Annotated in this window: 6 protein-coding genes; 3 read left to right on the forward strand and 3 right to left on the reverse strand. The window is 55.5% G+C overall.

The window, feature by feature from the left end; translation table 11 throughout:
• Positions 1–5: 5 nt before the first annotated feature.
• From ACXZ66_RS03495 to ACXZ66_RS03505, 3 genes are all read right to left on the reverse strand, one after another.
• Positions 6–4817 carry a DEAD/DEAH box helicase gene (locus ACXZ66_RS03495; protein ID WP_458750527.1) on the reverse strand — a complete coding sequence of 1604 codons (4812 nt, stop codon included), beginning with the start codon at positions 4815–4817 and terminating at the stop codon, positions 6–8.
• Between the two features lie 3 nt (positions 4818–4820).
• Positions 4821–8174 carry a hypothetical protein gene (locus ACXZ66_RS03500; protein ID WP_458750529.1) on the reverse strand — a complete coding sequence of 1118 codons (3354 nt, stop codon included), beginning with the start codon at positions 8172–8174 and terminating at the stop codon, positions 4821–4823.
• 896 nt (positions 8175–9070) lie between these two features.
• Positions 9071–9985, reverse strand: a complete 915-nt coding sequence (locus ACXZ66_RS03505; RefSeq protein ID WP_458750531.1) for a LysR family transcriptional regulator — start codon at positions 9983–9985, stop codon at positions 9071–9073.
• Between the two features lie 101 nt (positions 9986–10086).
• Between ACXZ66_RS03505 and ACXZ66_RS03510 the strand changes: the two genes are divergently transcribed.
• The 3 genes from ACXZ66_RS03510 to ACXZ66_RS03520 are packed head-to-tail and all read left to right on the forward strand — an operon-like array spanning position 10087 to position 13864.
• Positions 10087–11133 carry a maleylacetate reductase gene (locus ACXZ66_RS03510; RefSeq protein ID WP_458750533.1) on the forward strand — a complete coding sequence of 349 codons (1047 nt, stop codon included), beginning with the start codon at positions 10087–10089 and terminating at the stop codon, positions 11131–11133.
• 11 nt (positions 11134–11144) lie between these two features.
• Positions 11145–12014, forward strand: coding sequence for an intradiol ring-cleavage dioxygenase (locus tag ACXZ66_RS03515; protein ID WP_458750535.1), 870 nt, complete (start codon positions 11145–11147; stop codon positions 12012–12014).
• Positions 12015–12028: 14 nt separating this feature from the next.
• A complete protein-coding gene (locus ACXZ66_RS03520; protein ID WP_458750537.1) occupies positions 12029–13864 on the forward strand; it encodes an FAD-dependent oxidoreductase in 1836 nt (611 codons plus the stop codon).
• Positions 13865–13947 lie beyond the last annotated feature (83 nt).

Below are 13947 nucleotides of genomic sequence, written 5' to 3' on the forward strand. Positions count from 1 at the left end.
CTTGATTAGTTCAGTACACTCGTTAACCCACACGCTTTGCCGAGTTGTTCGAGGTAGGTCTTGGCATCGCGGCGACTCAGTGAGTTGTGGAAGCGACGGTTACTGAAAGAACGGATACACGAATAGCACGACGTTTCTTCACCGCAGCTGCAGTCAGCAACTCGTCGATACGCGGCTGCGACAACCTCAGGGAAATTGTCCTGAATCTTGGCCGTGATCCCGGCGCCCCCGGGGACAGAATCGTAAAGCACGAGCGCGAAGTCAGAGCCGATGTAGCTGACAGTGCCGTTCAGATCATCCCGATCGATTTCAAGCAGTTCGGAAGCGGCCTCGATCAAAGCGAACAGAGCAGAATTCATTTCTGGCCGAGTAAACCCGTAACCGTCGAGGTTGATGGCCACGATATCGGTTTCGAACGTGTGGCCAAAGGAGTGTGATTCCAAGAACTTGGTATAGCATTCCTTGCCCGTGCGTGGGCTATCGTGGGTCTCGTTTCCTACGAACGATTCCGCAGCAAAACCGCAGGTTGGGCAAATGGCAAAGCCCATACCGTTGCGGCCCTGCTCCATTAAGCCCATAGATGTGCGCTTCCAATCGGACACGGTGGCTTTGACCTGTTCGTTCTCGAATACCGTCTCGGAATCTAGGTCACTAAGCTCGTGAATGAATTCCACTCGGTTCCAGGGGCGAGATTCAATGCTCATGCCTACGCTCTTAGCCGTGGAGCTGGCAACAAAACCGTATTCAGGAATTAAGAATGTGTGAGTTGCCTTTTCACCGACTGAAACGCCGCACCGCGAGCACTTGGCGTCGGGTGAAATTGGTTCTAGGCTTGCTTCGATGTGCTCGCAATTTCCGCAAGTGAAGTAGTTGTATTGCAGCAGCTCACGGCCAGGCCATTTGCGCACGCCTGCAGTTTTCCATACGCGGCCACCGGCCACGGTTTCGTTTCCGGGAGCGTAGTCGCTGATGGCCATCTGCAAATCGCGCTGCAGATTTAGATCGGCACCGTACTGCGTGAACGAAGTCTGTAATTCTACAGTGTCTACCGGGAATCCGTACTTCGGCAAGAGGTTTCGCTTGGGCAGGTAGCTGAGCAGGTTTTCGTCGGTAAGCGTCTTAAGCGTGCGTTGGAATGCGTCACCTTGTTTACCTCGTTGCTCAGTAAACGACTCATCGCGAAGTCCAGCGAGAACGTCGTAGTCTGCATTAAATGAAGTTTCTACTTTGTCCCACAGATCGTGGTATTTTTTGCGCCATTCGCCAGTTTCAAGTCTGAGCTCGGAGTGAATGGATTCCGGGAATATGCGAAGCAACGCGTTATTAACGGCTTCGGGGAGTTCATCCACGTATTTTTTCAGCAGGGGAGTGCCCTTGGCGGATTTGTCCGCTGGGCGCAAGAATTCACCAACTTTACCCCATTCCCTGTTTGCCGCTGCCTGTTCCTTGAGGAAGGCCGCGAAGACTACTGAATAAATGTGTCGTTCAGCGATACGGCTGTTTTCCGCGTTGATGAACGGTGCTGCCATCTCACCATCGATCATGCCTACTGGGTCGGCGTACACCGAGAAGTCGTGCGAGGCGCGACTAGCAAAGGTCAACACAAACGCAGCGGAACCAGCGCGACGTCCAGCACGTCCTGCGCGCTGGACATAATTTGCTGTTCTGGGTGGAACGTTTCTAAGGACAACTGACTGGAGGTCGCCGACGTCAACACCCAGCTCGAAAGTAGTGGAGCAGCTGAGTACGTTGATGTCTCCGTCAATGAACTGCTGTTGGATTTGTGCAGCCTTTTCGGGGGTCCACTGAGCAGTGTGCTCTTTGGCGGTTAGAGGCATGATTTCCATCTCGCGGGCGAGCACCCGGTAGTGGTAGTCCTGATAAGCGCTAGAGTTCTCATCGACCTCGGTAAGATGCCCCTCACACCAGCCGTTGGGGCAGTGTCCCTGAAGATTAAAAACGGTAAGGTTGCGGCACAAATTGCATTCGTACCAGGTGGAATGTTGTCCGTCGGAAATGAGGAGGCTGTCCGGTTCAACGGCGTACATCTCGCCACCGACTTTGGGCTTTTGAAGGATCGGACTTTCGGTGAGACTGGACCACACTGTTTTCAGGACTTCCTCGGTGTTTGCTCTGTTTGCAAATGCAGGGTCCAAAGACGCCAGCCAACGGAAAGTCAATTGAAAACGACTATTCGTGTTTTTGTCAGGGAGCCAGGAATAGGCTTTGTTCTTCCTTACTTGACCACCGGATTCTTTGAACGTGTATTGCCCAGTACGAGGTGCCAGCCGGTCGTCGTCAATGCGCACAAGAGAAGGGGCGAAAAGTGCACTTCGGTGTCGCATTTCTTGGAGGAGAATATTTAGGTACGTTAGAGTTTCCTGCTCAGCTCTCTGATTGGCATCAGCAGCGGAGAGGCCCTGCTGTTGAAATCCACGTGAAGCGATAGCAACTAATTTGGCGAATACCGACAAGTCCTTGAGCAATTCAGGTTTGGCTTCGATGCGTGCAAAACCCAGGCCCTCGGTGGAGAGGCGGCGGGCAGTGGTGGTCAAATCGGCGAACAGGGCGGTGTAAATGGTGCGTTGGCGATCCGCACTTGAGAGGGAATTGGGCAATAGTTGGTTGTTTTGAGCGATCCTCAACGAGGTTTCTGCCCAATCGTCCAAGGACGAACCCTGTTGGAAAGAAGGTTCCTTTAACGCCTCGGTGAACACGCGGCGTTCGAGCAACTGGGTAAAACTGTTCTGTAAGTAAGGGGCGGCGAAGGCCGCGGCCTGGCGAGAGTCAGAGAAAGAGAGGAGTTTCCTGCCTCCACCCACCTTCTCGCTCAGGGCAGGATCCTGTGCCTTCGGCAACTGCTGGAATAATGAGGTAGTTAACACCGCTGGGGCGTTGTTCCGGTTTGTATGCAGTTTGCGAATCAGATTCGGGCGCGACCCACCGCAAATGAGACAGCGCTGACGCCCATTTTTATCTTCGGGGGGCAGCACCATAATCTTTGTGACAGCACCATCATGGCAAGACGAGTTGTTACAACTGACCTCGGTGGGGCCTCCAAGCGAACCACACTTGATGCACATTGTTAGCTGTTGAGGCTTTGCTTCTTCCTGGCTGCTGCTTAAGTCTGCATCGTCCATGGAATCGTCTTCGTCGAGCTCGGCGATCTTCTCTTTATGACCGAGAACGATCCAATGCTTTTTGTCTGATTTTACAGTGCTTCCGATGGGAAGGAATTGGCCATTTACCTCCTCAGCTTCGAGGTGGGTAGTGCCGCACTTAGTGCAGGCACCAAGTTCGTAGATATTAAAGCCGCTTTCAGTAGTCCGTGCGCGATCCAAATTAATTGAAGGGCGAAGCTGCTTATCGAAGGCAATGAAAGCACCTTCAGTCGCGCGAACGAACATGTGGTAGCGCGCGGAAAGCGCAGGAACTCGTCCAGCAGCATCGGTGATGGCACCGCCCAAGAGCACGAGATTGTGCACCCGGCGCATTCCCTGGTCCACCGGGAGAGTTGAAAATAATGCCTTCGCTGCCGACTCGAGACTCATCGACCGTTTCGTGAGTAACTCACGAAGGCGAACTATATGTTCTTCGGTGTTGGCCAATTCGAATTCGGTGAGATTCTGCGTACTTGCCATGCGCGTAATGGCGTTCTTTAACGAGCCTTCGTCGAAATCAGCATCCAAAAGTGCATCTTCAAGTTTCCACGTCGCAGCGCTCGGGTGCTCAACTGGTGTGGAAAAAACAACGTCCTGACGTGTGGGATCGTCGTCGACCCATTCAAACGGTTGGCCGAAAAGATCGGAGCCGAAATCGGTGATCCGCTCCTTGGATCCCTGCAGCGACGCGGAAGTAGCGATGCACTGGAGTGGTCGATCGTGAGCGACCCGGTCACGGACTCGGCGCAAAAGCATGGCCACCTCCGAGCCTTGTGCACCGGCGTAGACGTGTGCCTCGTCGATAACAATGAACTTCCAGTCCTGGGCGAACTCTCCATCAAACAAAGGAGTGTCCTTGGGACGCAGGAGCAGGTATTCCAGCATTGCGTAGTTGGTGAGCAAAATATGCGGGGGAGCTTGCTGCATCTGCTCTCGGCTAATCAGCTCATTTTCGAGCGGAACTTTACCGTCGTTGAGCGCCTTATACTGCTGGATCGCCTCCTTTGTCGTCTGCTTGGTGTCACCGGTGTATCGGCCGAAAGTGATTTCCGGGGTATCCGCAAGCAGCGAACGCAATCGCTTGACCTGGTCATTAGCCAGTGCGTTCATTGGGTAAAGCAATAGCGCGCGCACACCAGGCCCAAGCGTGCCTTCAGCTTGTTCGCGCAACAGAGCATCGACAATGGGGATTAAGAAGCTCTCGGTTTTACCTGAACCTGTACCAGTGGAGACGATCAAATTGCGATCCGCTTTAGCCTTAAGAAGCGCATTTTCTTGGTGCTTATACAGGGGGCGGTTAAGCGGGATTTCCGCATTCAACTTGGCGAACCCCGGAGTTAAGATGCGTTCGTCGATAAGCTGTTGTGGACTACGTCCCGTGGCATACGCCGGCGATAACTGGAGGATGGGGCCCTTGTCCAAGACAGTCGACTCGTCGATAGCACGGCTGAGCTCCCGCGCAATTTCTGGTTCCGCGGGGTTAATGAAGGTTTTCAGATAACGGCGGTAATCCTTCGAGATGTGATCCGCCGTGACAATGGGATCAATATTGATCTCGGAGAAATGAGCAGAAATCGCAACATCGTCTTTTTCTGCCTGCTCCTCGGGAGTCAGCTGTGGGGTGGAGCCGTGAAAGAGCGAGCTAAAGTCAGTCATGTTCTATCCTTTTGAATTCTTCGCCGACAAAACGATTGCTTCTGCCAGCACCAGGTCATGTGCGGTGAGTGAAGGCGAAACTCGAGAAATAGCTGCCCACGTATCGCGATGTCTTGCAAACGACGGGAAGGGGCGAGGGAATCCATGCGCAACCATTCGGGCCAGGAGCGCGAGGGTGAAGGAAATCTCGAGCACGAAAGGCCAGGTCTGACCTTTAACGTCCTCAGTGAGGGCTCCGAGAGACGCCGTCGCGCGGTTGAGAGTGGGGTCATTCAGTTCGCGCAAGCGATAGATAAAGTTATCTATTTCTCCGTAGAGCTTTCCAATTTCCGGTGCTTGCCTGCGGAGCGACGTCTCCTTTTCAATCAGCTCCGTTACAGCGTGGAGATAGCTTTGCGACGAGACAATCTTCCCATCGTCGATCCTGCTGGTGACCTTTTTACGAAGCTCTCGAAGTTGACCTGCGTCGTTGAGATCGTAGGACTCAAGGTGACGGAGGTTGCGCTCAACAATCTGCCCACCTGAATTCTTACCTAGGAGGACTTCCCAGAGCTGGGTACTACCGTGGGATCGAATATAGTGCTCGGATTCGGCCCATTCGGAAGAGACCGATTCAACGGACGCACGCTTAGACAAAGTCATTACATCGTTGAGCTCCTGGATCAATCCAATCCAAGGTACGGAATGAATATCGCCACCCGTTTGATAGGTGTGAAAACTCCGCGTTGTTAGTCCGGAGGTAATCAACGCTTCTAACTGATCGGATTGGCTAAATCCCGTTCGGTTGAGAACACTTAGCGAATCACGCGGGTTCTGGTGCAGGTAGTTTGAAGTCGCCTTTTCAAAGTCCCTGAGAATAGTGTTGTCCTGTCCGAACAATGGGGAAAACACCCAACGGGCTTGCCAAATATCGCGCAAATCATCGCCGAATAGTTGACGACTCTTGAATGGCAGGAACATCCAACGATTGGGAACCCTGGACGTCCAAGGATTCTGAGTGCCATCGACTAAGAAAATCGCTTCAACAGAAGGACGCGAGGGCTCCCAAAGGGAAAGGAAACTGACTTCCTTGGCATCGATGACTAACGGGCCAGCGTTGACCAGCTCATCAGGCAACTCAACGGAATTCCCTCTTACGGAAAGCGAGATTGGCTTTTCATTTGGTTTGAAGAATTGCCAGACCCGAAGTTCTACAGACGACATCGGTTGGCGGCCAAATGAAATTTTGAGTGTGGTGCCCTCGAGGCTTGCTCTTTCAATGAGTGGCTTTTTCGTGAATGTCGAAAGATAAGCAGGGCCACTGACTGGGCGCTCTTTGGGTACAGTTCGAGTGCGGTCGTACTCATACTTAAATTCATGCGATCGCTTGCTGCGCATGTGCCAGACGACCTGAACTGTGTGTTCCGCACTATTCTTAATTCGGTCCAAGATCAGCGATGCGGAGCACGCCCATTCATTCCTTGCGCCCGTACTTGTAAGGGGGATAGGGCGTGCAACCGGGATTCTGCGCGCATCAACGATCTGGATTTCTGGGTCGTGCACCTTTGTGGGAAAGCGCACCTTAAATGCGCCCGTGGAATCTACCTCGTCAGTGTTGATCGTTTGATGGTCTGCAGACCAGGACGTAACTTCGTCGGCAAGCGGTATCTGGAAGCGCATCGTCGGTGCCGTGACTGCAACATTGAGACTGTAGTCTTCGTCGCTGCGAAGCCCAATGGGGAAACTACGCTGTCCGTTGTTGTCCTCAATGGCGTAGTTTCCCGGTGGCAACTTGACCTTGGACGACGAAGAATGACGAAATTCAACTGTCGTTCCGGACAACTGCACTTGATTATTCCCATTGATATCAAGGAAGCGGAATCCACCATTGTCCTTTTGCCGGGATATATCGACCCGGGCTTGAAGGTCTTCAGCCAAATACAGGTTCTTAGACTGGTACTTCAGTCCGTTGCGGAATACATCGACGCGAATCTTTCCAATCCAAGGTTCTTCGGCAGTGTCAAAGACGGGAAACGCCTCGCCGCGAAACTCATCTTCGACGACATAGGAATCGAATTCAATGGACTGGCCAGATGGGGATTCTACAAAGTAGTCCATTCGCCATTCGTTCGAATCATCAGGAAAAGTAACACGGGGAATTTGATTCAGCACCTGAACACCGGGAGCGCCATAGACATTCTCGAGGTGGCAGTCTTCGAAATCCCAAAGAACGCGAGTTTCCCGATTGACCGGAAGGCTCTTCGTAAATTTTTGGTCATGTACCCGGATGGATTTGACGCTATCTAATTGAATTGTGAGCAGGCGCCAGCCCTTCCAGCCGACTATCTCGCCGAGAACAGTTGGTGCGGTGGTGGCCGGCGACGCTGTGATGGTGGCACTTTCGCGGACTAAGAAGATCGTCGATTCCCCGTGGAGAGCCGTTTGATCGCGGTGAAGCGAACCGTCGGCGCGCAATAACAGGTACGGACGTTCGTCGGAGATAACCGAAACCTTGTTTACTTCCTTGCCGCCAACAAGTTCCGAGAGATGCTTGATTGGGGATTGGATTGGTACCCGCAGTTCTTCGAATCCACCGTGGGTGAAATTTGCACGTTGGTGAACTACTTTAGGGACACTGTCGAAGACCAACGTGCGCTCAAAGTCCGACAGGGTGACCGAGTTCCCTGCAGGAATAGCCCCTAATACGGCCTGAGCTTCCAAGCGATCGAGATCAAAAGCAATGGTAGGGGCGGTCGCGGCTTTGGAGAGCTTGACGGTGTCAGGCACTTCAAGCTCAGGGAGCGATTCGCCGGAGAAGAGTTTGGTCAGTGCCGTGAAAGTTGGTTCGGGAAGATTGTGAGTCCCTTCGAAATCAACGACATTTCCCCAACCACCATGGGCTTCGGAATGCTCATACAACTCGAAAACGCGCTGGAAGATATCGTTTGCGCGCTGTCGACTAAATGTGACCAGGTTCGACAAAGAAGAAGTGAGCTGGAATTCTGAGTTACCATCACCCGCGTTGATCATCGCGGAAGCGAATTCAGTTTCCGAATTAAAAGGTGAACCAGCTTGTTTCTGACTCTGCAGGCGCTGATGCAAGTAGATGGCATCGCTGGCGGTTAATCCCGCGTGGAGCCTGATCAATGAAACGTAGTCAGTTCCCTTGAGATCGGCATCGTCGAAAGTAGCGAGTTCGAGGGACTGCAGCCAGTTTTTCAGGCGCACGCGGATGAAATTGACCAACCAATCAGTGGTGGGAAGCCCCAGCCTGTTGAACCACGAATCCCAAAATGAGCCATCGGGACTTAGCAAAGAGTGCCCGGTGAGACCGGTGATGAGGACGAGGCTGTTTTTCTCCAGAATCGGCTTTGCCACATCCGGGTAACTAATATTCGCCCGCACTGTGTCGGACAGAATCGAGAAAATCTGCTCGTAGCCTTCTGTAGTGACGTGAAGATCGGCAATCGTGGAGCGCTTGATGTCCGCTGCAGATTCGATGCGCTGTAGTTTTTCCAGCGGAACAGTGAGTGCTGCCTTTGCGGCGGAAAGTCGCCCAGGGGTTGTTTCCTCCTGGTTAGCCTGCATGAGAGCTGTGTTGATATCCAGGTTGATTTCGGGGTCATCGCTTTCCGATCCATCGGTGGACTGGACGTAATTAGCATGCGATTGGCTCATATTCTCACTATTAATTAGGGGAACGACACAGCTAGTTCAAGCTTCGCTCAAATGTTCAAAATGGGTCTAAATGATATTAATTGCTGAGGGAAGTTTAGGTGCGCTAACTGTGAAATATCAGCCCTGGACTACACCTTCGGTTCAAAGCAGGAGGACCCTACTACCTCCGCGAAGGTACGAACCGCTCTTAAGATCTCGAATCGCCGCTGTATTCCGAATCCGGATTCAGGCATACAGGGTCTGGCCTTGAATCCGTCGTCGTTGGAGTTTCCGTCACGGGAGGTTGAGTTTTCGTGACAGTCACTTCAGCGGGTTCAGCGACGTCGGAACCACAACTTGCCAGCAGTCCAGTCAAAACGAATGCACCAGCAACGAGGCCTGCCCGTCTTTTGAAACGGCTTTGGGTACTGGGATCGTGGAACAACGCAAGATTCCTCTCAAATACCCATTCGGCGAATAGGCCTAGACATACATAATGTCTTCACTATATATGTTCGATGCCTAATATGTTGCATATTCAATAAAAATCGGTTTATGCCAGAATAAAATAGAGCAGTACGGATCCGGCCACGCACTCGTCGTCAAGCAAAAACTCTTTAACCCTCGGGATGCAGCTCCTCGATTGCGTCCAGGAAACGCTGCGTCGCAGGCGTAACGGTGCGCTTCTTATTCCAAAAGGCCAGCAGGGTCAGGGGAGCGATCTCCTGGGCAAGCGGGTAGATGGTCACGCCGCGCGGGGCGATGGTTTCGGTGATCTCGGGTACCACGGCAATGCCGGCCTCGGAGGCAACCAGCGGCAAAACGGTCTGCAAGGTGGCCACTTGAATCACCGACGACGGGTAGCTTTCGGGTGCTGCGGCCCATTCGCGCTCGAGGATTTCGGGCAGGCCTTCGAACCACACGTTGGCCACGGGAACGAGCCAGGGATAGCCGGAAAGCTCGGGCAAACTCACGGGACCAGAGCCAAGGTCCCAGCCGCTCGGCGCAGCTAAGGCCAGAGGTAAAACCTTGATGGCGCGCACCTCAAAAGTCGAGGCGTGTCGAGCCTTGAATGCCTGCGGATTGGAGTTCGGGATGATGCCAATGTCGGCTTTGCCCTGGTAGGTATTGTCGATGCTCTGGGTGGGGTCCGGGTCGTAAATGGTGATCTCGAGCGTCGGCGCACCATCGCGCACGTGATTGATCAGGGTGGCAAGCCCGGCCCAGTTGTATTCGGGGGCGATGGAGAGGCGAACGGAGCCGGCGGTGCCGTCGCGGAGTGAGGCCACGGCGCCCTTGGCTTGGTTGAGTTGCTCGTCGAGATTTTGGCTGGTCTCGTAGACAATCTCGCCCTCGGGCGTGAGCGTCACCCCATGATGCTCGCGCTTGAGCAGCGTTGCGCCGAAGTCCTTTTCCAGCTCGCGCACGGCAAGACTGAGCGAGGGCTGGGTCATGTGCAGGGCTTTGGCGGCGGCCGAAAAAGAGCGATTTTCGACGACGGCGCGGAAGTATCGCAGCTGGCGGAAGTCCATACTGGAAATTTATACCCTTCCCTAAAAATTAGTATTCGATTTATACCCTAGCGGTGGCTAATCTCACTTGTAGTGATCCACATTACAGAGAGGGAAACCACGTGACTCAGCTCAAATTTCATCATCATCTACTAGAACAAGAAGTTAGGTTCGGAACCGGCCAGGCGGCGGAGAACGTCCGCGAGGCTATCGCCGCGTTGGGCGCGTCGAAGCCATTTCTTATTGCCTCCGAGCGCGAAGAGGAACTAGCTGCTGGGGTGATTGCAGGCATCGATCTTGCCGGGGAATTCAACGACGTGGTCATGCACGTGCCGGTGGAAAAGGCCGAGCAGGCGCGCGCGGCTGCAGCGGAAGCCCGGGCTGACGTGCTGATTTCCATCGGCGGTGGCTCCACCACGGGCCTTGCCAAGGCCATCGCGCTGACCAGCGGCCTGCCGATTATTTCCGTACCCACCACTTACGCCGGCTCCGAGGCCACCGCCGTGTGGGGCATGACCGAGGACCGCACGAAGACCACCGGCACCGACCCGAAGGTGCTGCCAAAGGTGGTTGTTTATGATTCTGCACTTTTGGCATCACTGCCCAACCAGATGACCATCGCGTCTGGCCTGAATGCCATGGCGCACTGCGTGGACTCGCTGTGGGCACCGAAGGCGGACCCGATTAACCGTGCCCACACGCTCGAGGGTGCGCGCTTGCTTCGCGACGGACTCCAGGCACTCGCCGAATCCGGAAGCACCGAGGCTCGCGAAGAAACCCTTGCTGGCTGCTACCTCGCGGCGCTGAGTTTCTCGTCCGCGGGCTCGGGCCTGCACCACAAAATCTGCCATGTGCTTGGCGGAACTTTCGACCTACCGCATGCCGAAACGCACGCGATTATCCTGCCGAACGTTCTGCGCTTCAATGCGGCGGCGGGGGAGCGCGCCCACGTTGATCGCCTGGCCGAGGTCTTTGGCACCGACGACGCGGTCCAGGGACTCGAGGATCTCTACGAACGTATCGGTGCGCCACGCCACCTCTCCGAGATCGGGTTCAAGGAGTCTGACATCCCCGAGGCCGTCGAGCGCATCGTGGCCGTAGCTCCGAAGGACAACCCGGTCGAGGTCACCGAAGAAAACATGACGCAGCTGCTGAAGAACGCACTTTAAGGAGAAGAACAATGGATCAACAAGCTATCGAACAAGACGTCACCGAGCGTGTTCTCAGTTCTTTCGAGAACACCGAGGACCCGCGCCTCAAAGAACTCATGCAGTCGCTGACCAAGCACCTGCACGCCTTCATCCGCGATGTGCGCCTGACCGAAGAGGAGTGGGACAAGGCCATTGCCTTCCTCACCGATTGCGGACATATTACCGACGACAAACGCCAAGAATTCGTCCTGCTCTCCGACGTTCTCGGCGCCTCCATGATGACCATCGCGGTCAACAATGAGGCCTACGGGGACGCCACCGAGGCCACCGTTTTCGGCCCGTTCTTCGTCGAAGATGCCCCTGAAATCCAATACGGCGGCGACATCTCCGGCGGCATGTCGGGCCAGCCATGCTGGGTGGAAGGCACCGTGAAAGACACCGAGGGCAACCCGGTCGCCGGGGCTCGCATCGACGTGTGGGAAGCAGACGACGACGGCTTCTACGACGTGCAGTATGAAGGCCAGGAAGCAGCCGGTCGCGCCTGGTTGCGTACCGACGACGAGGGGCGCTACGGATTCTGGGGCCTGACACCTACCCCGTACCCGATTCCTCACGACGGTCCAGTGGGCAAGATGTTGCAGGCCACGGGCCGATCGCCAGTCCGTGCGGCCCACTTGCACTTCATGGTGGACGCGCCGGGGCTTCGTCGATTAGTAACTCACATTTTCGTTGAAGGCGACCCGCAGCTAGAAATCGGCGACTCCGTCTTCGGCGTCAAGGACTCGCTGATTAAGAAGTTCGAGCAACAAGACGCATCCACGCCAACCCCCGACGGCCGCGCGCTCGACCGCGACTGGACCCGCACCACCTTTGACATCGTCCTCGCACCACAAAACTAATCGGAGAATTAACCATGACTATGCCATCTACTTCCTTCCAACCTGGTGATATCACCACCGATGTCTTGATCGTCGGGTCCGGCCCCTCGGGCTCTTCGGCAGCCCTCTTCCTCGCGTCTTATGGCATCGACCACCTCGTGGTGAGCAAGTATTCCAACACCGCGAACACGCCACGCGCGCACATTACCAACCAGCGCACTGTGGAAATTATGCGCGACATGGGCATTGAGGAGGACCTGAAGGCGATTTCCACGCCACACGAGATGATCGGCGAGACCGTGTTCTGTACCGCCATTGCCGGCGAGGAGTTCGGCCGCCTGCGTTCCTGGGGTACGCATCCGCAGCGCCACGCGGATTACGAGATGGCCTCCCCGTCGATGAACTGCGACGTTCCGCAGACTCGTTTCGAGCCCATGCTCGTGCGCACCGCGATGTCGCGCGGCTCGAAATTCCGCTGGTCAACCGAGTTTGTCTCCGTGGTGCAAGACGACGAGGGCGTGCACACCCTCGTGCGCGATCGCCTCTCCGATACCACCTACACCATCCACTCCAAGTACATGATTGGCGCCGACGGTGGCCGCTCCCAGGTGGCGGCGCAGCTTGGTTTGCCGCTCTCCGGCGAGATGGGCAAGTCCGGCTCCATGAACATCTGGTGCGACATGGATCTGACCGAATTTTGCCAGGATCGCCAGTCCACTCTCTACTGGGTGCTGCAGCCGGGCGCGTCCGTCGGCGGCATCGGCCTCGGCCTCGTGCGCATGGTTCGCCCGTGGAACGAGTGGCTTGTGACCTGGGGCTACGATATTAACGGCGAGCCGCCAGTACTTAACGACGAATCCGCCGCCGAAATCGTCCGCGGCCTCGTTGGCCTGCCGGACCTGAAGATTAAGGTGCGCGATTACTCGCTGTGGACGGTTAACGAGGTTTACGCCGAGCAAAATTCCAAGGGCCGGGTGTTCTGTGTGGGCGATGCCGTGCACCGCCATCCGCCAAGCAACGGCCTGGGTTCCAATACCTCGGTGGGTGATTCCTACAATTTGGCGTGGAAGCTCGCGATGGTCCTGCGTGGCCAGGCCGGCCCCGAACTTCTCGATTCCTACAACGACGAGCGCGTTCCCGTCGGCCGCCAGATTGTGCGCCGCGCCAACAAGTCGATTGACGAGTTCGGTCAGATCTTCCAGGCACTTGGATTCGAAGAGGGCGCAAGTGATGAGGCTTTGCGCGCGGCGATGGACGTGCGCAAGGAAAACAGTGCGCGCGGTGAGGAATCCCGCGCCCAGCTTCGTAGTGCCCTGCAGCTGAAGAACTACGAGTTCAACGCGCTTGGCGTCGAGTTGGGCCAGCGTTACCAGTCCGGTGCCGTGAAGTCCGATGGTACTTCTGAGCCTGTTAATGAGCGCGACCCAGAGCTCTATTACCAGGCCACCACTTGGCCGGGCGCGCGCCTGCCACATGCGTGGGTTGCTAATACTTCGGTGGCTGGCGCGCCTCGACGCTCCACCTTTGACCTTTGCGGCCGCGGCCTATTTACGGTGCTGACCGGTAACAATGGTGCAGCCTGGGTGGATGCAGCGCGCCGGGTCAGTTCAGAACTAGGTTATGAAGTCCGCGTGCACCAGATCGGCCCGGGCCAGCAGTTCGATGATCTTTACGACGACTGGGCCCGCCAACGCGAGGTCTCCGATTCCGGCATGGTGCTCGTGCGCCCCGACTTGCACGTGGCTTTCCGAGCTCAGGATGATTCCGGCGACCCGTACTCGGTGCTGCTCGACGCGCTGCGGGAGGTGACTTTCGCCTCGACTGCCGGCGAGAACGTGAGCACGGGCATTTCCCGCATGGATCACTGGTGATGCTGCCCGCGTGGTCGATACTGGAATCGGCCACACGTAAATAATGCCTGGTATATCAGACTTAAAAGCACCTTCAACCCCGC

The sequence above is a fragment of the Corynebacterium sp. S7 genome, from assembly GCF_054401105.1.